Origin of the sequence: Methanolobus tindarius DSM 2278, from assembly GCF_000504205.1 — an archaeon.
GTDB classification, from domain to species: Archaea; Halobacteriota; Methanosarcinia; order Methanosarcinales; family Methanosarcinaceae; genus Methanolobus; species Methanolobus tindarius.
On sequence record NZ_AZAJ01000001.1, the window covers coordinates 562,688 to 582,496 of the forward strand.

The following is a 19,809-nucleotide window of genomic DNA, read 5'->3' on the forward strand; positions in this document are numbered from 1 at the left end:
TCAATTATTCAGATTCGTGACATTCATCATTTAATGAATCACATATAGAAGGATTGGGTTTGCCTCTGAGGATATCACGTATCCTGCCTTTGCATTCACCTAAAATGGTATCCATATCGGCAACCACATCAATTCCGGCAGCTCCCGCATGCCCTCCTCCGGTACCATCGTAATTATGACTAATATCTTCCATTATCTTCCCCAAATTGACACCTGCAGCAACAGCTTCACGCTTGGCTCTTCCACTCACCCTGATATTAGCGTCACGGGAAGTTCCTATAAGAGCCACATCAGCACCAATGTTAAGGAACATGGATGATGCTGCACCACCAAATGAATTCACATGAGAATCCACCAGAAGCCAGTCATCAACTCTTTCGATGTTTGCACGGGTAGCACATTTTAACATGGCTATACGCATGGATATATCCTGCGGAGTTGCTGCCATCATTTCCAATACATCTGCATACTCTACACCACTACAGGCTATTATTTCAGAAACAGTCCTGAATGTTTCCTGTGTAGCATGTTTAAAATGGCCTGTATCAGTGATGATACCTGTGAGCAGACCCATTGCAGTACGACGCATTACAGGTGCACCCATGGACCTCAAAATATCAAAGACCATCTCAGCCGTGGATGTTGCATGACGATGCAAATAAAACTCGGCGTTTTCAATAAGAGCGGTTGTTGCGTGATGGTCTATCACACAGTATTTACCAAGTTTGATATCATTAAGCTGAGAACTGGTTGAAGTGTCAACTACAAGAGTAATATCATATTCTGAAGGGTCGGGTTTCTCGACCACATCTATATCAAGTTTATCAATAAGAAGAGAAGCAACCCGGTTACATCCATCAACAAGCCCTATTGTTCCACCAATGGCTTCTGATAATGCAAATGCACTGCTTACCGCATCCGGATCGGCGTTCCGATGACAAAGATAAAGGATATTATTATAATCCAGAAGCTTATTGTAAAACTCCGTTTCTTCAACTTGCATGGAAACCTCTGAACATGGCCGGCGCTTATACCGGCATGTCATCAGAAATAGAGAACAGGCTTACTGTGCCTGGTTCCCCATAGACTGTTCGATCTGTTCCTGAAGTTGTGTGAAACGTTTTGATATCCTTTCTTCCTGTCTGGAAATGGATTGTAACCTGAGTGAAAGTGTTTCTATTTTTTCATTCAGTTTGGACACAGATTCTTCCTTGTTTGATTTGATCTGTAATTCGCCGACACTTCGATAAATTACAACATCCTCAGGCAGCTTTTCCAGCTCTTCAAGTGCCATTTCAGCTTCTTTCTGCATGGACTCTATCTGGGATTTCTGCATGGCAAGGGACTGCGCTTGCTGCTGAACCTGCTGCAACTGTGCAAGCTGGTTCTGTATCTGTGGGGGTATTTGCGTACTCATTTGGTTTCACCTGGCATACCAATAAACCTGAAGTGATTTTAATGTTTCTATGTACACTAATGCAAAAACAAGGATGTAAAGAGAGAATCTGATGCAGAATAATTGTTGCGAACACAGAAATATACTGCACTAAACCAGACAATCTGCAGTCTCAGATGCAACCTGTATAAGACGCAACCAGGTATTAAGAGTTGAACGCATGGCAACAAGATCATCAGATCTTATTTCCAGATAAAGAGTCGAGTTTTCGACATTCATGTAAACAGATGACCGTTCAGTCACCTGACTTTCAAGTTCAGGTTTAAGTGATCTGTAAATACGTAAAGCTGCAGGAGTTTCAAAAACATAACGTGAGGTCAGCAACACTCTTCATCAACCTCAAATACCTTGTAGCTTTTCATCCTGAGACTGAAAAGTTCTTTTTCACCTTCTTTGAAATCCAGCTGATTTCCTGAAATTGTAAGAGACAACAATGTTGAACATGTTGATTCATCAGGAACTATCAAATCATTAAGTAATGGTACTAACTCATTGTCACCATCAATTAAAGGAAATGATTTGGACCTTTTTGGATACTCAGAAGGAGCTTCCAGTACGGAAATATAAATTGAAAGAGTGCAGAATCCTTTCCCATCATAAAAAGCCAAGCTACCAGGGTTACCATGATATTCACCGATAATAAGAAGTGGATTGCCATGAGAGAGGGTTAAGACCTCACCCATGCTCATCTTACCTCGGTTAAAGTACTCGAAACCGAAAAAAGATGCCAGATGCTTACATAAAGTACGCGTACCGGCAGAAGGTTTGCGAGAAGAAGTGATATGCATCGCTTCTTACTCTGCTTTGATGCGTTTGATAGTTGTTGGACGCTCTTTCACAAGAATTCGGTGTCCACAGTAAGGACAGCGAATACCTGTGTACTCGTAGTCGATCTCAACATTTCTCTTGCATCTTGTACATTTATAGGCCATACTCACCTTACTCTGCTGCTGCTGCTTCCTTTGCCTTCTTTACAGAACGTGCAACGGTCTTTCCGACATTAGTCTGAGGAAGGAATGTGCCACCTGCAAAGGTGTAGTCACATTTGGTACATTTCCAGATACCTGTACCTGTTCTCTTTACATTTGGACGTGCACATTGCGGGCACTTATGTGGCATACGCATCTTTTCTTCAAGATCTGCCACAAGTTTACGGTCCCTTCTACCATAGCGAGTACCAAATCTACCGGCTGATCTGGATACTCGGCCTTTTCGTGTATATTTTTTTGCCATGAATTTTATCTCCTTGAAATGGTGTAAATATTATATGATATTGAATTTCGGATCAGATATTCAACAGGTGAGCTTCCCTGAGTTCAGATGCTTTCTGGCAGGCAAGTGACACAGCCTTTAACAGCTTTTCCTCGGTAAGTGCTCCATCGCCGCTCTTCTGCATTCCTGAAATTGAACCGTCCTGATTTGAAACAATGGTTATGCGGGTATCACAAACTGTTTCTTCATCAAGGTCAGGGTCAATCATCATTTCACCGCCGATGTCTACCAGCGTAACTGAAACAGGCATATCCCTGATAGGCATTGGCATATCCTCACCACGGCCTTCGCGTTCACCAGGAACAACGGCAGTCAATAGGGCAGCTATTGCACCCAGGGAGGATACATCCTGAATGTTCCCTTCATTGTTGAGAACATGGATATCTATGAATACCATCCAGACTTCTTCTCCCTCCGTAATACACAACTTGTTTAAATCAATTGCGCCTGATTCACGGATTCCCCTGTCTGTGACACGGGCCATTTCAATGGCATTCTCTTTTGGAGGACCTGCCTCAAAATCAGGAGAAGCTATTGGATTTAACTCCATACTTGTAATAATGACACCTTGATCAGCAGAGTCAGGGAAAGGCGTTCCGACCTGTAGTTTTACTCCTACAAGAATTTCAGTACCACCCATCTTTATCCAGGCGGAACCTTCAGCCTTTTCTATAACATTGGTTCTGATCTCAATGTCCCTTATCTCATCAAAAGCACGTCCATCAGCACGCTGACCTTTGAGCATAAGGTTGTAAATGTAATCTTTCTTAAGTACCGACATTACTTCGTTGCCCATGATCTCACCTCAGTCCTTCTCTTCGTCATCCTCATCTTCTGTGGCATCCTCTTCATCCACATCAGTGAAAGACTCTTCAAAATCCTCTACAAGCTCAACAGCTTCGAAATCAGAATGAGATTCTACAGAATCGAGGTCTTCATCTTCATCGTCCTCTGATTCAGGTTCATCATCTAAATCCTCGTCAGCATCTTCAACCTCGTCTTCCTGATCAGCATCGCCAGATTCGACTTCAGCCTCCTCCTCATCTTCAACATCATTTTCAGATGATTCAAGAGCGGATTCTACAATGGAAGATACATCGACTTCTTCATCATCAGAGATATCTACATCTTCAAGTTTTGTAAACTTGCTTCTAAGAGTTTCCTTTTGAATCTCCATAATCTGGCGGCATCCTTCCTTGCACATCTCAATTGCCTTTTTGAACTCTTCCGGAGTAACGTCACCGTCCATCTGTACAAGAGTAATCTCCCCATCAGATGTCATAGCCATTGGGATATCAGCATCACCATAATTGTCTTCAGGCTTGTTAAGGTCAAGTACGAGCTGTCCGTCAACCTTTCCTACTGCACATGCAGAAACAAGTCCTTTCATAGGAATACCTGCATCAGCAAGAGCCACACAGGCTGCATTAATAGCTGCAGTCCTAGTACCTGCATCAGCCTGGAGTACTTCTGCAAAAACATCAATTACTGCACCAGGATAAAGGTGAGTGAGCACTACAGGCTCAAATGCCTCACGGCTTACTTTTGATATCTCAATACTTCTTCTGCTTGGACCTGGTCTTATACGATCCTCTACAGAGAAAGCTGCCATATTATAACGGTATCTTATTAATACGGAATCAGCTTTCTGCAATCTTCTTGGGTGAAGTTCCCTTGGGCCATAAACAGCCGCAAGTACCTTATTCTTACCCCATTCCAAATAACATGAACCATCAGCCCTGGAGAGTACACCTATCTCCATTTTCATCGGCCTGATCTCATCAACACGTCTGCCATCCAGACGTAATCCATTTTCATCAATGAACTTTTCAGGTTTATCACTCATATTAATTCTCCAACGTTCTCACATTTTCCCTGATCAAAAAGAGTTACTCCGGTCAATCATCATCTTCCAGAAGAGCATCCACTTTTCGGTAGGTATCTTCCCTGATCTCACTTTCATCCTCTGCAACTTTTGTATCTTCTGTGAGATTATCCTCTAAAACAGCTTCATCCTTCTCAGAAACAAGTTCTTCCCCACCTTTCAAAAAAAGAGATATCCTATCTGTTAATCCTGATGTGTGAGAATGTTTCATAATAAGCTCAATAGCCTCTGTGAGAAGGTCCATTTCACTATCTTTTCCATTTATCCATATTCTTCCATTCTGGCCTACGAATATCTCGCAATTTGTCTCTTTCTTAAGCATTGATACCATAGAACCACCATGTCCTATGATACGAGGAACTTTCGTAGGAGTTACTTCAATAACACGGCCATTACTAAGAGATCTCAGACCGCGTTCTCTCATGGTCAATTCGACCTTCATGGATGAACTTACATCTTTTACACGAAGCAAGACTGATGTGCCTATACCCATGTACTGCGCCATTTTTTCCTGTTCCAAACGCCTTGGATATTCAGACACATGCAACAAGCCATCGTATGGCGAACCAATATCAAATATCCAGTTAGAGGGAGTTACATCTATAACTGTACCAATAACGTAATCCCTGGAAGAAGGAATATACTTTCCGGAAAAAGGAATAACGGATATCTTCTTCTTGGCATTCATAACTCCATATAAAAGAGAGTAGACTTTCCCATCCTTAACATATGTACCAGGACCGGAATCAGTCTTGTTATCAGACAAAAGTTGTCCAGGAATTACAATTTCACGTTCCATTATGGGGCCTCATAATAATTTAGTTTCAGCATCCCCTTTTGTAAGATGATTCACAAGGCCATAGAAATCATTCTGAAGGCCAGCAGGCATTTTGACAACAGCTACCCATGAACCGTCATTTTGCCACTCATTCTTTACAAGGGTTCCAAAGTTGGCAATATCTCCATACGATTTTGCCGCATATTCACCTGGAATCTTTACAGCTATATCGACCTCTTCAAACCTTATAGGGATTATGGGACGAATAGCTTTCATTACAATATTTACCTGCTCATCGACACCTTTTAAAGGATCGATATGAATCTTCGCCTCTTCCATTGCCTTTTCAATTCTGGCAGGAGGATGAGGCGTCCTTGTCTGGGGGTTAATAGCATTTTGTGCAATAATCGTTATGACCTGTCTGGTTTTCTCTTCCAGAATCTGCTTTCTCTGCTCTTTTGTAAGCTGGAGTTCACCGTGCAATATTATCTGCCGGGCAATATCCATTACATCATTGGTTTCAAAAGCACTTGTAAGCTCAGATTCTCCGGCATGGTCCCCCTGCGCAGCATCAGTAAATACTGATTCTACAGCAATGATGTCTTCCATCTTGACATCTTCACCTCTTTTAAGCGAAAATGCACCTTCGGGTTCAACCAAAACCTCAAATTGATGCTTACCTTTCTTGAGCCTTGCAATAACAGACTCATCAAGAGATACCATGTTAGTTCACCCCAATGATTGCTTTAATTAATCCTCTGATTCCTCGTTTTCAGAGTCATCTGTCTCTTCTTCCACATCATCCTTAAGCTCTTCACGGACCCTGGAAACAAAACCAGCAACTTCCTCTTCGGAAAGCTTTCTGAACTGGCGATCCTCAAGTGTCACAATACCAAGCTCAAGGGTAGCTGCATCAACTTTTCCTTCTGTTGATTTGTAAAGGGCTTTCATACCCAGCATGATTGCAGCATCAATGTCCATGTCTTCCTGGTAATCTGCTTCAAAGATTTCCATGAAAGTGTTTCTACCGGCACCGATTGCAGTTGCCTTGTACTCAAGTAGTGCACCGCTTGGGTCACTTTCAAAGAGACGTGGACGTGAATCATCAACACCTGCAATAAGAAGAGCTGTACCGTATGGACGAACACCACCATACTGTGTGTATGTCTGCTTATGATCGCAGATCTTCTTGGCAATAACTTCTACACCTATTGGCTCATCATATGAGACCATGTTAACCTGTGCTTCGACTCTTGCCCTGTCAACAAGAGCACGGGCATCAGCTACGAGTCCTGAAGTGGCAACACCTATGTGGTCATCTATCTGGAAGATCTTCTCAATTGATTCTGCTTCTATTAATCTGCTTGTGATTCTTTTGTCTACAAGCAATACCACACCATTCTTTGCTTTTACACCGGCTGCGGTTGTGCCTCTTTTAACTGCTTCTCTTGCATATTCTACCTGGAAGAGACGTCCGTCAGGACTAAAAACTGTGATGGCTCGATCATACCCCATCTGTGGCGTCATTTGCATCTTCACTTCATCTCCTGATTTATTTATAAATAACAGAATATATACGATAATTAACTGAAATACGCTCTCTACTCATTTATATGTGACTGTTCTGCGGGGTTAAATACATCGACACCCTCTAAATACTTTTTTGTTGCACCAAGAACAGTGCCAGATACTCCAAGAACATGAACCAGAACTCGTTTACCTTTTACATTTGTGATGGTGGCCATAACAGCCCTTGTCTGTGATACATAATTGCGGTTACAGCTTATGACTCCCTTATTATCATCAAACGCAAAAAGCCAGATATTACATTCGCTTGAACCAAGATCACCAAGAAGGCTTCCTGATACAGAGAATAACTCACGGATAAGTTCATCCCTGCCAACCAGTGTATTTTCCTCAGTTATAAGCTCAAAGGCAAGGTAGCGTTTATTATCCCGCATAGTTGGTGGAAGTATCTTCATTTACCATCACCTTCAGATGTCAAATCTCCGGGCATGCATTCTACTATTTCCACACCCTCATACACATATTCAGGAGAGGGACGGTTCCTTAAAATAATGCTTTCGGGAATTGTGGACAGACCACAAACTGCTTCCTCCCTCGTCATTCCAAAAAGTCCTGCAAGAGCCATCAATTCCCTTGGAGCACGCATATCATAGCAGGATTTTGCATTGGATGAAAGTACAAAAGGGACATTGTATTTGCGAACAATTGCCAGATCTTTTCTGAAATTAGACAAAGTCCTGACTCTTCTCCCCCCTCTCTGGCTGATAATCTCACCAAGATCAAATGAAATTGCAACTTTGTTATCGCTTGCAGACTTTGCAAGAACATGATTCAGGCCATTGTCTTTCATTGATCCAAAACCACAGAGAATATCCACATTGGGATTTTCGACAGCTGCCCGATTGATGTTTTCGCTACCGCCACGCACAACTATAATATCAGTGTTTTTACGATATTCCCCTACCATTCCATGTAATCTGGAAGGATTGTCTACCGTAATCTCAACACCACTAAAAATTTCAAGACCATTTATTTTCTTCGATTTTACAGGTTTGGAACCACCGGAAGGATTGGTAATGGCAATTCCTGTAAATTCCAATCTGGAGGAAAAAGCGGCCATATCCTCGATGGTGTTTTTACCTTCTGGTGCAGAGTAAACGTTCAGATCATAAAAAAAAGGTTTAGCCAAATAATTCCTCCACTATCAGTCCCGCCTGAAGACGGTTCTTCGGATAAGTGGCTATTTTTACTTTGACAGTAATGGCATCGGATGATGAACTTAGCACAAGTTTACCCTGAAAAGCTGCCTGTTTGTCAAACCTCATATGGAATAACTGGTCATCATCCAGCCTATCAGGCATTTCACTGCGCAGGATTTCTACGTCACCAGGGCTCATATTTTCCCTGATAAACCTGGCAAGTCTTACAGAATCCGATTTGCGTGAGATCTGCGAACTGAGCATCACAGACAGATTACCATAGTGACCTTCAATATCAGTTACTTCTACAAGTTCGTCAGTAACGTCATCGTCGGACATGCCGGTAGCATTCCGTAAAAAGAAGTCCAGGGCACCACGTACCCTGGAAAGATCCTCAGTTGAGTGTGCGATCACGCGCAAGTTGATATAGTGGATCACTTACCTCTGTTAAGGTTGGATCTCAGGCTTGGCCTGGTCTTTTCAGTACCGGTTCCGCGGGTCATCATACCTCTGCCCTTGCGGCCTGCACTGGTCTTTCCGCGCTGTGCACGTCCCTTGTGGGTGTTGTTACAGATCCAGTTGAGATTCTTGTCACTCTTAATTACAGGGTGATTTGGATCTACAAGGATAACCTCATACCACTTGGATTTACCGTCGTCGCCTACCCAGTAGGAGTTAAGAACTTCCATGTTAGGGAATTTCCTGTCAGCACGCTGTTCAGCGATCCTCTGAATGCTCATTCCACCGGAAATCTTGTTCTTACCCATGCGCTGTGTACGTCTTCCACGGATGTACCTTGCCTTTCTAAGACCTCCTCTGCGTACCTTTACACGAGCTACAACAATACCCTGCTTTGCCTTGTATCCAAGAGAGCGGGCACGGTCAATACGGGTTGGACGTCTGATCTTTGTTACAGATCCTTCCTTTCTCCATTCCTGGAGTCTTTCCCATCTAAGTTCACGGACATAAGTGTTGTCCGGGTCTTTCCATGCGTCTCTTACGTATGCATAATATGATTTTGACAAATTAGTTCACCTAAGTTTCATTTCTAGTTTCACGGTTCAGCTTTTGGCTTCTAATTATTACAAAAGCTACATTCCCACGGGACTAATCCCGGCAATGAAACAGGACTACTACTTAACCCAATTGAATTTAAACCTTTGCACAACCAGGGAATAGAAATACAATTTTCTATAGAAAAAAATGCAAATTTATATAAAGTGGATTTGTCATTTATATAAAAACTATTTTTCAGAGGGAAAGATGAACAGACCAAAAATGAACTATTATATTGACATCCTGCTGACAGTATTATTTATTATAGTTGCGATCACAGGCTTTGTATTATATCTTGCCATCCCATCCGGAGTGCAAAGAGGCAGGTACCAGGAATTCATAGGTATTACCAAGGCAACATGGACACTTGTCCATAACAAATCCGCCATTCTGTTAACGTTACTAACAGGTTTTCATTTCGTCCTGCATAAAAGATGGATGTGCTGCATGACAAAAAACCTGTTCAAAAATGATGAAGACAAGGAAAACACAGAGTGCGAACTAATAAATATATAAGTTCATTTAAACAAAATTCAAGTTTAAAACTTTTTTGTTTAACTCACTCAAATTTACTCAGATCTTCCCCTGAACGCAGAATGCCAGTAATTTTACCATCATTGTCTTTCAGGACAACATCATACCAGCGCATAGGGATTTCTTTTCCATCTTTTGCAAGGACAATATGCTCGGCAAATTCCTGTGGTTCTGATTCACCGGACATTATTTTAGTAAACTCACCCTGAAGTTCTGAACCTTTATCTTCAGGTACAAGGAATTTGACGAAATCGTGGCCAATGAGTTCAAACTCATCATAACCCAATACATCATTGCCTTTACGGTTCACAAGGTTGATCTTCATATCACTATCAAGTACAAAAACAACAAAACCAGCAATATCAAGATAATTCATTGCCTCATTTCTTTCTGCAAGAACTTTATCCTGAAGGTGTTTTATACGCAAAAGGGATTTAACTCTGGTCACAAGTTCAAGACGGTTAACAGGTTTTCCAAGAAACTCATCTGCACCAACCTCAATACCTTTTATACGATCATCCTTCCCGGATAATGCAGTAACCATCACCACTGGCAAGAATTGTGTCTCCACTGATGTCTTTAAAACCCTGCATACCTCATACCCATTCATATCAGGCATCATTACATCAAGCAGAATAATATCCGGCTTTTCGGTCTTTACCTTATCCAGTGCCTCCTGCCCACTATATGCAGGAATAACATCATAATCTGATTTAAGGTAAAGTCCCATTAGCTCTACTATGGCCTGCTCGTCGTCAACAATGAGTACTTTATCCCTGTGGTGCATGAATCATAGGCTCCCTTTTTACACATGAATTAAATAAATAGATTGCAATATAAATTTAATGGTAACCGTCCCATCTTGTTACTTTATTTAAGTAAAATTATTTTAAACTTTACTATTAATTATATAGTTCTATCTACATATATAGTTTAGGCATAGAAAGAGTTACTCACACTGCTTTAGAGTCTCAAAAAAGAGAAAATAGATGGGGTTGGTGAGATTCGAACTCACGATCGACGGGTCTCTCCGAACAGCTGCAAAAACAGCTAGGTTCTTGAGCACATATCAGTGCTCCAACGGCTCCTCACAAACCAACCCCGTCGGGTTAGTCTCAGTAGACCCGTTGTTCATCATTTATCCGCTGGAGCCCATCGCCATGCCGGGCTAGGCCACAACCCCATAAATTCGGGTAGTATCCCCTGAATACATCTTATCTGTGATATATTTAGCGGTACTACGCGCCTACGTTTATATATCCTTACCGGCAACCCGGGCAAGATCCCCGAATTTGCACAAATCATCACATAGTTGCTCGATCTTTGAGCGCAACTCCTCCATAGAATAGCCATACATGGCCGTGAGATAGATAGCTCCACCTGCCCCTACACCTTCTTTAACAAAACCGACTTCATATTGCTGTAAACCCTTAAAGGAAGACTTACCAAATTCAGGATCAGCTCCTTCATAATTTGCACCAATTTCAGCGGCCAGCTCCACAAAGTTTGCAGATTCATCACGAACAACATAACTTGTTGTAACTATCCTTATGTTGTCAGTTGGATATCCCAGGTGTTTAATGGCAGCAAATATCGATGCCATCTGAGTACCACCTGCAAGAATCACAGGAGTGTCGCCAAGACCTGCAGTAATTCCTGCAACCGCAACCATCATAGGATCACCTACAGAAGCTATCGCTTTAAGAGGATCATCACGCAAAGAACCAAAAGTTATTCCTGATGAGGACAGAGCGTCTCTGACAACTTCTTTTTTAAGATTCAGAGGATTTGCATCAGAACTACTGCTAACGTTTCCATCATAACCAAGTGCCTGCAATAACGCATTTGCCGTAGTGGTTCCCGCAGGGATACTCTCACCGATCATGATGAAATCATGTTCCTTTGCAAGCTTCTCCCCAAGTTTGAATGCATTATCAAAAACTTCCTGTACATTGTGCACAGCAACTGGTTTTCTGATATCATCACCCGGTTTTCCACCAATATCAACAAGTTCTACCTGTTTAGCCGGAAGAACCTTCAGACCTGAATTCACAAATATATGAGGGACACCTGTTATCGAAAGAGCTGCACGTGTTATGAGTGCGGGGGTAGGTGTATCATATGGAGGAGTCATAGGTAAGATAGGAATATCAATTATAGTTCCTGTTTCAAGGACCTCTGCGTCACCGGCAGGCGTATAGTCTGTCAGTTTTGCAGTCTTTCCTGCTGCGGAAAGACCTTCTATATATGCAGTCTCCGTGTTTCCAAGGACACAAACGAACAACGGTTTTTCAGGTAACCGGACTTTTTCAGGTGATAACGTATCCATACCAATCGCCTAGATGTATTTTACAGGGTGTATATGACTTTTTCCAGATTACTCAGTATGTCCTTGCAACATAAACCTTCGTTTCAGAATCCGAGCCACATACAGGACATTTACCACTACATTCATCCTGATCAGTTGGTATTCCAAGTATTCCTGCACCTGTCTCATCTTCCAGTTTCAGGCCACATTCCTTGTTACCACACCAGAAAATCTTTGCAATACCTTTTGGAAGATTCTCCCTGACATCATCCAGTGTTTCACAATCAATGACACGTGAATAAACACTGTCCTTTGCCTTTTCGTAGAGTGAATCATGAATGTCATCAAGCATTGAAGACACATCGGCAACAATGGTATCCAGGGAATACTGTTGCTTCTCTCCGGTATCACGACGTGCAAGCATAGCTGCATTGTTTTTGAGATCCCTTGGACCAAGTTCCAGTCTTACAGGTACGCCTTTCATTTCCCATTTGTAATATTTGGCACCCGGGCGGTCGTCGCTTGCATCCATTTTAACGCGGATTCCCACTGCCTCGAGTTTACTCTTAAGTTCCTCACAGGCTTCAAGGACACCTTCAGCTTTCTTGAAAATAATAGGAATGATTACAACTTGAACCGGAGCAACTGCCGGTGGAAGCACAAGACCCTTATCATCTCCGTGGATGGAAATAAGAGCTGCTATTGAACGCTCAGAAACACCATAGCAAGTCTGGTGAGCATAGACCTGTTCACCCTCTGCATCTTCATATGTTATATCAAAGGTTTTTGCAAAATTGTCACCGAGGTGGTGGGCAGTACCTACCTGAAGTGTCTTTCCATCAGGCATCAATGCATCGGTTGCAATGGTATAATCTGCACCAGGGAATTTATCCCAGTCAGGTCTTTTGGACGCAAGTACAGGCACAGCAAGCTGGCGATAGAAATCAGTATAAATTCTGATAGCTTCATCCACCTGGGCTGCCGCATCATCCCATGTAGCATGGACTGTATGAGCTTCTTTAAACGAAGTGATCTCACGGAGCCTGATAAGAGGACGTGTGTGTTTGGTCTCATACCTGAAAGTGTTGACTATCTGGTAGAGCTTAAGTGGCATATCTGCGTGTGACCTTATCCAGAGCTTATACATTGGATAAATTGCAGTCTCACTGGTTGGACGAAGTGCAAGCTTTACGTCAAGTGGAGACAAGCCTCCATGTGTAACCCAGTAAACCTCGTCTTCAAATCCTTTGATGTGCTCTGCCTCTTTCATGAACTCATTTTCAGGAATAAGGAGTGGGAACATTGTTTCCTGATGATCCTTATCAAGAAGCCTGCGCATGATATCATAAACATTTCTTCTGATGTTAAATCCGAATGGGAACCATACATAAAGTCCCTTTACAGGATAACGTACATCCATGATCTCGCCCTTTAAGAGCAGATCGTTATACCATTCACTGAAATTCTCTTTTGAAGGAAGTGCAGCATCTTTTTCTTGCTCTGCCATTTATTCACCTTTATAAGTTTCATAGTTGATTTGGCTACAATAACTAATACATTGCTTATAGCCATTTCCTTTCATGGCCGCAAAGAAACCAATGACACTAATCACCTGAAATTGAAAAACAAAGTATAAAAGAAATATCCGAAATTAGCTAAATTTTTCAGATAAAATCCAGATAAAAAGGAGTAAAAAAATAGAGTAAAGATATACCCTGTCAAACCTCAATCAGTGAGATGATACTCTGAATCACTCGCATCCATTTCCATTTCCGAGGAATTTGCATCAAAAACAATCATACCGGTCTTAAGACCACCGGCTTCATCCGGATCAAGCACACATGACCTGACCTTTTCAGAAATAATCGCACTGTTGCCGAAAGGATCCTCTACAATAACAGTTAAAGATCTTTGTCCCTCTATCGCTTCTTCAAGGGCTTTCTGAACTTCAAGACCACGTTTTTGCTTTTCCTCATCATCCTCACACCATTTGGTCGCTGTGATAACCACACTGAGAATCCTGTCAAGTATACCTTCAATATTGGTTATGTAGGATTCGGATATAGAACCGGGTTCAACATCAATTCCAAGCTCAGGTATCCTGATGGTGCCTGAAGTCGAACGTACTACCCTGCTATTGAGATCGTCAAGACCCTCAACCAGTAGCTCATAACGCATTGGTTCTTTCTGGGAAAGGATAAGAGTGTCAGCAAACCTGAAACTGCAACTACATGATGCGGTGATGTACATTACCTCACCAAAATAAGGAATTTCATCACCCTTCCAGCTGATAATCAGCTCTTCGTGGCAGAGTGGACATGAAGTCTTAGTAATAAATTTCTGACAGGAGTCGTTTTCGCTCAATATCTGCCACCAATTATCTTTGACCTGTCTATCTTGATACCTGTTGGAGTTACAAGAACCTGGTCTTCCTTGATACCGGCGATATCGCCATGAACATCCATTACTACTTCTTTGAGATCTTTCAAAGCACGGTCAAGTAATAACTTGTCAACCTTGATGTTTGAAATGTCTATCATTACAATGTTACCATCATAGATCTCTTTTTTGAGTGAGGTCAGCTCATTGAGGTTTGTGAGTTCTGCAACACGGATGTAAGTCTCTGCAGGCTCGTCATCCATTACTTCTTCATACTTTGTAAGATCAAGTTCAGTATACTCATCCTCAGTGGTTGAGCTTTTGCTGCTGCCACCAAACAATTTGTTAACAATATTTGCCATAATTCGCCCTCATGTATTCAAAAACACTGTTATATTAATAGCACTAATACTTAAAATGTTACCGGAATGGACTGCATATCCCGGTTATAATCAGTATTATCTGCTGCTGATATGTAGTTACTGGTAGTTACTGATAATTATATTTAATCTCATCCTATTTTAATGATTTCTTTTAGATGTCGAGATTCCATAGCTTGTCGCCTACATAATGAATGGATTTTACACCTTTTCCGGTATTTCCTTTCATCTCAACACCTGGCATCAGTGCAGTTCCAATTGCAAGAGGTTTGCTGTGTGCTTCCTCAATAATGATAACATGATCACCCTTCTGTATATTATCATCTGCAGCAACTATGCCAGGACACATAATATCAGCACCATTAACCACAAAACGAACCGCACCAGAATCCACGGTTACCACATTCTTCATCAAGCCGAGTTTCAGTACTCCTTTTACAGTCGGAAAGTAAAACTCATCAATCTGGAAAAGCAAAGGTTCACCGTCAACCAGTATGAGGGACAGATCGTCAATGTTTGCTGTTTCAAACTTGCTCTTTTCCAGTTGTTTTGAAGCATCACCGAAAACGGATTTGATATCACTTAAAAGCTGATTCTTTGCAGATTTTCTTAACTGTACCCTGGACTTTATTTTCAACCGATCACCTGTCAGATAAGATATTTGAATATGGACTATTTTCCGTTAATAAGCTTGTAATTAATTCTTTAGCAGAACCCGTAGGAATTCCACTAAATAATGCTAGATATGTTACTAAAATAAGTAATGGATGCTTTAAAAGAGTTATGCGAAACACATAAAGCATCCTGAAACAATATTCATTGACTATTCCTGATTGCTGATATTACCTGCCGATTACCTGATAATTACAACAGGAACTCCGCTGATGTCAAGAACATCCACAGCCCTTCCTGCGGAAACTACCTCTTTTTCGATTTCAACGCATTCGGGTTCAAGCTCGATAGTCTGGCCATCTACTTCAACAACAACCTTACCATTTGCAACTTCATCTGCAATCTTCTTTGGATTTGCTTCTGTAAGTGCATCGATAATTGCCTTGGCCTGTCCTCTGAATTTCGGCCCTATCATACCCATATTTGGTTTGACATTAACAGGTACATGCTCAAAGTCAGGTTCACCGTCAATCATCTCAACCGGGGAATTGGTAGCTCCAAGTACATCGGTCAGATCATCAAGACTTCCGTATATCTCTATCTTCTCAAGAGGAGCGTTCAATGCCATTCCATGCTCGGACTTGTAGCGCCTGACATTACTTGCAATTTCTTTGATGAATTCACCGGATTTCTCCACACCTTCATCGATAAGTGAATCACAAACTTCCGGCCATGCCTGAACGTGAACACTGCCCTCACCTATGCGTGAGAACATTTCCTCGGCAAAGAATGGAGCGAATGGTGCAAGCATTTTTGAAAGCGCATCAATAGCCACATACAAAGTGTACCTTGCAGCCTTCTTTCCTGCTTCATCATCACCATAGAGACGTGCCTTTACAAGCTCAATATAGTTGTCTGCAAGGACATCCCATGTGAAACCTCTTACAGCCTTGAAAGCTTCATCGAACTGGTATTTTTCCATTGACTCGGTTACTGAAGCTATGAGCCTGTTAAGGTTGCTCAGGAGCCATTTGTCAACGATCTTAAGCTCTGAGACATCAAGGTCACTATGTTCATATTCCTCCAGATGGGACATGCTGAACCTGTAAATGCTCCACATCTTTGCGAAGAACCTTGATGCTGAAACAACATCTTTCCAGCGGAACATTACATCTGAACCAGGTGAACCGCCGATTGCAGCCCACTGCCTGAAAGAGTCAGCACTATAATCTTTAATTACTTCTTCCGGCGAGATGACATTACCAAGTGACTTACTCATCTTGTGTCCGTCTTCACCAAGAACCATACCGTTAATCAGGATTGAATCCCATGGCCTCTTACCCTGGATTGCCATTGATCTGAGAATTGTATAAAATGCCCATGTCCTGATAATATCATGACCCTGTGGACGAAGCTGTGTTGGAAGCCTCATTTCATGGTCTGTGAGCCAGCCGGAAACATGAAGTGCTGTTATTGATGAGTCCATCCATGTGTCCAGAACATCTTCTTCTGCCTCGAATTCTGTGCATCCGCATTTACAGGCTTCAGGTGGCTGCTGTGTTGTAGGGTCAATTGGCATCCACTCCTCCCTGGCAACCATTGTTTCGCCACATTCCTTACAATACCATACAGGAATAGGGGTTGCGAAAAGTCTCTGGCGGGATATACACCAGTCCCATTCCATGGTGTTGTTCCAGTTGTCAAGCCTGACCTTCATGTATTCTGGCAGCCATTCGATCTCATTAGCTGCCGTTGCAATCTCTTCATTAGGGATTTTAATGAACCACTGGCGTTCGGAAAGAATCTCAATAGGAGTACTGCATCTCCAGCACATACCGACATTCTGGTCAAGAGATTTCTGCTCGTAAAGATAACCTTCACTCTTAAGGTCTTCAATTATTGCCTGCTTACATTCAGGAATTGTCATCCCCTTGTACTTGCCTGCAATATCAGTCATAAAGCCCTGTTTGTCAATTGCCTTACGAAGTGGAAGACCATGCTCCAGCCACCATCTGACATCCTGCTTGTCACCAAATGTACAGATCATAACAACACCTGTACCAAATGCAGGGTCTACTGCTTCATCGCCAATTACCTTTACCTCGTGGCCAAAGAGAGGGACTTTTACAGTTGAACCGATGTGTTGTTTGTAACGTTCGTCTTCAGGATTTATCACAACTGCAACACAGGCTGCAAGCAATTCCGGTCTTGTGGTTGCTATCTCAAGACCATCGAAATGCAGGAAATTGAGCTTTGTTTCCCTTGCATCATACTCAACTTCTGCAAAAGCAATTGCAGTTTCACATCTTGGACACCAGTTTACAGGGTGCTCGGACTGATAGAGACGATCCATATCGTACATCTGCCTGAAAGACCTCTGGGTCTTGGAATAGTACTCAGGTTCCATTGTCACAAACTCATTACTCCAGTCTGTGGAGAAGCCGAGGTTCAGCATTGTCTGTCTCATCTTCTCGATGTTACCAACTGTAAGCTCACGGCACATGTTCCTGAATTCTTCCCTTGGAACCTCATTCTTTGTGATGCCGTGAATCTCCTCAACCTTTACTTCAGTAGGAAGACCGTGACAGTCCCAGCCCTGTGGGAACATCACATTAAACCCGCACATGCGCTTGTATCTTGCAACAAAATCAATGTAACACCAGTTAAGGGAGTTACCGATATGGAAATTTCCGGTAGGATATGGTGGTGGAGTATCGATAATGAACTGGGGTCTGGTGTTATCTTTCCAGTCAAAGTGATACATGGACATATCCCATGAATCGCGCCATTTAGGCTCTATAATGTGTGGGTCATACTCTTTAGGAATTGTCATTGTGACTCTCCGGTAAATGTGATAAAATATAATTTGATTTATTTGATATCTGTATGGAATTAATCAATTCATTTAATGTATTGATTGTGTTTTTATCCTAAGTGGTGTAAGATTATTTAAATTATCTGGTTAGACAGGAAATACCGGAGCATGCTGATAAATACATTTATACAAACCTGAAGGAACATGATGATAATCTTAATTTGTTAAAAAGAGGCTGCTCTTGCACAAAGGAGTATCTTGCAGAAAACTCCGCGGACAAGAGGTCATTGGTGTACGATCAAAAGCAAACATTTCCTTGACGAATGGGTGATGATACCGTCTGGAACATATGCCCTATATTCTGCCCGGTTATGTGCAAAAGACAAGCCATCCACCGTGACGGGAATTTAGTATATCAATTTTCCGATTTTGTTTTGATAATGTGCACAATTACGCATAATAATATACAAATAATCGTTAATATCAATCCATAAACCAATACAAGCACGGTACCTCTTAATTTTGAATAAAAATAGCAGGAGACCGAAAACACTTTATAGACATCTCATCAATTTTATGCTGGGGAAGCAAAACAGTAATGAAAGGTGACATAATGTCCAGAAAAGTAGCTATTTTTGCTTTTAACGGAGAGGAGATGTGTTTCGTCCACGCACTGATGAATGCACTTGACATGAAAGACAAAGGCTATGATGTGAAACTTATCATAGAAGGTTCTGCAACGCGTCTTGTAAAGGAAGCTGAAGGTGAGAAAAAACCGTTCACAGCCCTTTATGTTAAAGCAAAGGATGCAGGACTTATTGACTGTGTATGCAGAGCATGCGCATCTAAAATGGAAAGTCTTGAAAGTGCAAAAAATCAGGAACTGCCTTTGTGTGATGAGATGTTCGGACACCCAAGCATGGCCCGATACATGAATGATGGCTACGAAATTGTCGTAGTATGAAATTTCATGTAAACATCAGAACTGTTTATAGCTATAAACAAAACAACATTAAGAACGGAGATTGTAAATGTTAAGCGAAAAGATGGTAGCGGCCCTTAATGGGCAGATAAACAAAGAAATGTATTCTGCATATCTTTACATGGATATGTCAGCCCACTGCACATACGAAGGTCTTGACGGTTTTGCCAACTGGTTCATGGTTCAGTATCAGGAAGAAATGACCCATGCAATGAAAATATACGACTATGTAAACGACCAGGGAGGAAAAGTTGTACTTGAAACAATTGAAAAGCCACCTGAAAGCTTTGGAACTCCTTTAGAGATGTTTGAAGCAACGCTCAAGCACGAACAGTTCATTACAAAATCAATCTACGATCTGGTAACCCTGTCAAATGAAGAAAAGGACTATGCTACTCAGATATTCCTCCAGTGGTTTGTAACAGAACAGATTGAGGAAGAAGCAAATGACAACGAACTTATTGCAAAACTCAAGCTCATCGGTGACGATGGTAACGGCCTCTACATGCTTGACAAAGAACTTCTGACAAGGACTTTCACAGCACCGGCTGCATCAGAGGAATAAAAACAAAGATCGTTGTAAAATTACTGTTATAAAAACACAATTATCAGGTAAAATAGAGAAA

General features: G+C 41.8%; 25 protein-coding genes and 1 tRNA gene. 3 read left to right on the forward strand and 23 right to left on the reverse strand.

Annotated features, from left to right (window positions below):
• Nucleotides 1-4: 4 nt before the first annotated feature.
• The 15 genes from METTI_RS02540 to METTI_RS02605 all read right to left on the reverse strand — a co-directional run bounded on the left by METTI_RS02540 (nucleotide 5) and on the right by METTI_RS02605 (nucleotide 9,142).
• Nucleotides 5-1,003: a DHH family phosphoesterase gene (locus tag METTI_RS02540; RefSeq protein ID WP_023844244.1), complete on the reverse strand. Its 999-nt coding sequence runs from the start codon at nucleotides 1,001-1,003 to the stop codon at nucleotides 5-7.
• A gap of 60 nt (nucleotides 1,004-1,063) precedes the next feature.
• Entirely contained in the window at nucleotides 1,064-1,417 is a 354-nt protein-coding gene (locus METTI_RS02545; RefSeq protein WP_023844245.1) for a prefoldin subunit beta, read from the reverse strand.
• 129 nt (nucleotides 1,418-1,546) lie between these two features.
• Nucleotides 1,547-1,783 carry a KEOPS complex subunit Pcc1 gene (locus METTI_RS02550; protein ID WP_023844246.1) on the reverse strand — a complete coding sequence of 79 codons (237 nt, stop codon included), beginning with the start codon at nucleotides 1,781-1,783 and terminating at the stop codon, nucleotides 1,547-1,549.
• Nucleotides 1,774-2,244: a Brix domain-containing protein gene (locus METTI_RS14990; protein ID WP_023844247.1), complete on the reverse strand. Its 471-nt coding sequence runs from the start codon at nucleotides 2,242-2,244 to the stop codon at nucleotides 1,774-1,776. The genes METTI_RS02550 and METTI_RS14990 overlap by 10 nt, the downstream gene beginning before the upstream one ends.
• A 6-nt stretch (nucleotides 2,245-2,250) precedes the next feature.
• On the reverse strand, nucleotides 2,251-2,388 hold the full coding sequence (locus METTI_RS15475) for a DNA-directed RNA polymerase subunit P (RefSeq protein ID WP_084323965.1): 138 nt from the start codon (nucleotides 2,386-2,388) through the stop codon (nucleotides 2,251-2,253).
• 7 nt (nucleotides 2,389-2,395) lie between these two features.
• The gene (locus METTI_RS02560) at nucleotides 2,396-2,689 is read right to left on the reverse strand and encodes a 50S ribosomal protein L37ae (RefSeq protein ID WP_023844249.1); all 294 of its coding nucleotides are present in this window, start codon (nucleotides 2,687-2,689) and stop codon (nucleotides 2,396-2,398) included.
• Nucleotides 2,690-2,741: 52 nt separating this feature from the next.
• On the reverse strand, nucleotides 2,742-3,524 hold the full coding sequence (rrp42, locus tag METTI_RS02565; RefSeq protein WP_023844250.1) for an exosome complex protein Rrp42: 783 nt from the start codon (nucleotides 3,522-3,524) through the stop codon (nucleotides 2,742-2,744).
• 9 nt (nucleotides 3,525-3,533) lie between these two features.
• The gene (gene rrp41 / locus METTI_RS02570) at nucleotides 3,534-4,574 is read right to left on the reverse strand and encodes an exosome complex exonuclease Rrp41 (RefSeq protein WP_023844251.1); all 1,041 of its coding nucleotides are present in this window, start codon (nucleotides 4,572-4,574) and stop codon (nucleotides 3,534-3,536) included.
• 52 nt (nucleotides 4,575-4,626) lie between these two features.
• A complete protein-coding gene (gene rrp4, locus METTI_RS02575) occupies nucleotides 4,627-5,412 on the reverse strand; it encodes an exosome complex RNA-binding protein Rrp4 (RefSeq protein ID WP_023844252.1) in 786 nt (261 codons plus the stop codon).
• A gap of 9 nt (nucleotides 5,413-5,421) precedes the next feature.
• On the reverse strand, nucleotides 5,422-6,114 hold the full coding sequence (locus tag METTI_RS02580) for a ribosome assembly factor SBDS (protein ID WP_023844253.1): 693 nt from the start codon (nucleotides 6,112-6,114) through the stop codon (nucleotides 5,422-5,424).
• 27 nt (nucleotides 6,115-6,141) lie between these two features.
• Nucleotides 6,142-6,924 (reverse strand): archaeal proteasome endopeptidase complex subunit alpha, encoded by a 783-nt coding sequence (psmA, locus tag METTI_RS02585; RefSeq protein ID WP_023844254.1) that lies wholly within the window; start codon nucleotides 6,922-6,924, stop codon nucleotides 6,142-6,144.
• A 68-nt stretch (nucleotides 6,925-6,992) separates the two neighbouring features.
• Nucleotides 6,993-7,373 (reverse strand): Rpp14/Pop5 family protein, encoded by a 381-nt coding sequence (locus METTI_RS02590; protein WP_023844255.1) that lies wholly within the window; start codon nucleotides 7,371-7,373, stop codon nucleotides 6,993-6,995.
• Nucleotides 7,370-8,107 carry a ribonuclease P protein component 3 gene (rnp3, locus tag METTI_RS02595; protein ID WP_023844256.1) on the reverse strand — a complete coding sequence of 246 codons (738 nt, stop codon included), beginning with the start codon at nucleotides 8,105-8,107 and terminating at the stop codon, nucleotides 7,370-7,372. Before rnp3 ends, METTI_RS02590 begins: the two co-directional genes overlap by 4 nt.
• Nucleotides 8,100-8,537, reverse strand: coding sequence for an RNA-binding protein (locus METTI_RS02600; RefSeq protein WP_245596065.1), 438 nt, complete (start codon nucleotides 8,535-8,537; stop codon nucleotides 8,100-8,102). The genes rnp3 and METTI_RS02600 overlap by 8 nt, the downstream gene beginning before the upstream one ends.
• A 14-nt stretch (nucleotides 8,538-8,551) precedes the next feature.
• Nucleotides 8,552-9,142, reverse strand: coding sequence for a 50S ribosomal protein L15e (locus METTI_RS02605; protein ID WP_023844258.1), 591 nt, complete (start codon nucleotides 9,140-9,142; stop codon nucleotides 8,552-8,554).
• A gap of 238 nt (nucleotides 9,143-9,380) precedes the next feature.
• Between METTI_RS02605 and METTI_RS02610 the strand changes: the two genes are divergently transcribed.
• Nucleotides 9,381-9,689: a DUF4405 domain-containing protein gene (locus METTI_RS02610; protein ID WP_023844259.1), complete on the forward strand. Its 309-nt coding sequence runs from the start codon at nucleotides 9,381-9,383 to the stop codon at nucleotides 9,687-9,689.
• A gap of 43 nt (nucleotides 9,690-9,732) precedes the next feature.
• Here the strand turns inward: METTI_RS02610 and METTI_RS02615 are convergent, their stop codons facing one another.
• The 8 genes from METTI_RS02615 to METTI_RS02645 form a co-directional block, all read right to left on the reverse strand.
• Entirely contained in the window at nucleotides 9,733-10,494 is a 762-nt protein-coding gene (locus METTI_RS02615) for a response regulator (protein ID WP_023844260.1), read from the reverse strand.
• 203 nt (nucleotides 10,495-10,697) lie between these two features.
• Nucleotides 10,698-10,890, reverse strand: a tRNA-Trp gene (locus tag METTI_RS15655).
• Between the two features lie 69 nt (nucleotides 10,891-10,959).
• On the reverse strand, nucleotides 10,960-12,036 hold the full coding sequence (cobT, locus tag METTI_RS02620) for a nicotinate mononucleotide-dependent phosphoribosyltransferase CobT (RefSeq protein WP_023844261.1): 1,077 nt from the start codon (nucleotides 12,034-12,036) through the stop codon (nucleotides 10,960-10,962).
• A 52-nt stretch (nucleotides 12,037-12,088) separates the two neighbouring features.
• Nucleotides 12,089-13,522, reverse strand: a complete 1,434-nt coding sequence (gene proS / locus METTI_RS02625; RefSeq protein ID WP_023844262.1) for a proline--tRNA ligase — start codon at nucleotides 13,520-13,522, stop codon at nucleotides 12,089-12,091.
• A gap of 218 nt (nucleotides 13,523-13,740) precedes the next feature.
• Nucleotides 13,741-14,379, reverse strand: a complete 639-nt coding sequence (locus METTI_RS02630; protein ID WP_023844263.1) for a ZPR1 zinc finger domain-containing protein — start codon at nucleotides 14,377-14,379, stop codon at nucleotides 13,741-13,743.
• Complete coding sequence (locus tag METTI_RS02635; RefSeq protein ID WP_023844264.1) at nucleotides 14,376-14,756, reverse strand: cell division protein SepF; 381 nt, start codon at nucleotides 14,754-14,756, stop codon at nucleotides 14,376-14,378. Before METTI_RS02635 ends, METTI_RS02630 begins: the two co-directional genes overlap by 4 nt.
• Nucleotides 14,757-14,928: 172 nt before the next feature.
• Nucleotides 14,929-15,411, reverse strand: coding sequence for an RNA-binding protein (locus METTI_RS02640; protein WP_023844265.1), 483 nt, complete (start codon nucleotides 15,409-15,411; stop codon nucleotides 14,929-14,931).
• Between the two features lie 216 nt (nucleotides 15,412-15,627).
• On the reverse strand, nucleotides 15,628-18,219 hold the full coding sequence (locus METTI_RS02645) for a valine--tRNA ligase (RefSeq protein ID WP_023844266.1): 2,592 nt from the start codon (nucleotides 18,217-18,219) through the stop codon (nucleotides 15,628-15,630).
• Nucleotides 18,220-18,814: 595 nt separating this feature from the next.
• Between METTI_RS02645 and METTI_RS02650 the strand changes: the two genes are divergently transcribed.
• Nucleotides 18,815-19,165, forward strand: coding sequence for a DsrE family protein (locus METTI_RS02650; protein WP_023844267.1), 351 nt, complete (start codon nucleotides 18,815-18,817; stop codon nucleotides 19,163-19,165).
• A gap of 67 nt (nucleotides 19,166-19,232) precedes the next feature.
• Nucleotides 19,233-19,748, forward strand: coding sequence for a ferritin (locus METTI_RS02655; protein WP_023844268.1), 516 nt, complete (start codon nucleotides 19,233-19,235; stop codon nucleotides 19,746-19,748).
• The last annotated feature ends 61 nt before the right edge of the window (nucleotides 19,749-19,809 follow it).

Bases quoted from the DNA above. Each gene is read 5' to 3' on its own strand.
- METTI_RS02645 (WP_023844266.1), bottom strand. From the start codon at position 18,219: ATGACAATTCCTAAAGAGTATGACCCACACATTATAGAGCCTAAATGG.
- METTI_RS02560 (WP_023844249.1), bottom strand. From the start codon at position 2,689: ATGGCAAAAAAATATACACGAAAAGGCCGAGTATCCAGATCAGCCGGT.
- METTI_RS02580 (WP_023844253.1), bottom strand. From the start codon at position 6,114: ATGGTATCTCTTGATGAGTCTGTTATTGCAAGGCTCAAGAAAGGTAAG.
- METTI_RS02635 (WP_023844264.1), bottom strand. From the start codon at position 14,756: ATGGCAAATATTGTTAACAAATTGTTTGGTGGCAGCAGCAAAAGCTCA.
- METTI_RS14990 (WP_023844247.1), bottom strand. From the start codon at position 2,244: ATGCATATCACTTCTTCTCGCAAACCTTCTGCCGGTACGCGTACTTTA.
- rrp4 (WP_023844252.1), bottom strand. From the start codon at position 5,412: ATGGAACGTGAAATTGTAATTCCTGGACAACTTTTGTCTGATAACAAG.
- psmA (WP_023844254.1), bottom strand. From the start codon at position 6,924: ATGCAAATGACGCCACAGATGGGGTATGATCGAGCCATCACAGTTTTT.
- METTI_RS02590 (WP_023844255.1), bottom strand. From the start codon at position 7,373: ATGAAGATACTTCCACCAACTATGCGGGATAATAAACGCTACCTTGCC.
- METTI_RS02655 (WP_023844268.1), top strand. From the start codon at position 19,233: ATGTTAAGCGAAAAGATGGTAGCGGCCCTTAATGGGCAGATAAACAAA.
- METTI_RS02615 (WP_023844260.1), bottom strand. From the start codon at position 10,494: ATGCACCACAGGGATAAAGTACTCATTGTTGACGACGAGCAGGCCATA.
- rrp41 (WP_023844251.1), bottom strand. From the start codon at position 4,574: ATGAGTGATAAACCTGAAAAGTTCATTGATGAAAATGGATTACGTCTG.
- cobT (WP_023844261.1), bottom strand. From the start codon at position 12,036: ATGGATACGTTATCACCTGAAAAAGTCCGGTTACCTGAAAAACCGTTG.
- rrp42 (WP_023844250.1), bottom strand. From the start codon at position 3,524: ATGGGCAACGAAGTAATGTCGGTACTTAAGAAAGATTACATTTACAAC.
- METTI_RS02610 (WP_023844259.1), top strand. From the start codon at position 9,381: ATGAACAGACCAAAAATGAACTATTATATTGACATCCTGCTGACAGTA.
- METTI_RS02650 (WP_023844267.1), top strand. From the start codon at position 18,815: ATGTCCAGAAAAGTAGCTATTTTTGCTTTTAACGGAGAGGAGATGTGT.
- METTI_RS15475 (WP_084323965.1), bottom strand. From the start codon at position 2,388: ATGGCCTATAAATGTACAAGATGCAAGAGAAATGTTGAGATCGACTAC.
- METTI_RS02540 (WP_023844244.1), bottom strand. From the start codon at position 1,003: ATGCAAGTTGAAGAAACGGAGTTTTACAATAAGCTTCTGGATTATAAT.
- METTI_RS02545 (WP_023844245.1), bottom strand. From the start codon at position 1,417: ATGAGTACGCAAATACCCCCACAGATACAGAACCAGCTTGCACAGTTG.
- proS (WP_023844262.1), bottom strand. From the start codon at position 13,522: ATGGCAGAGCAAGAAAAAGATGCTGCACTTCCTTCAAAAGAGAATTTC.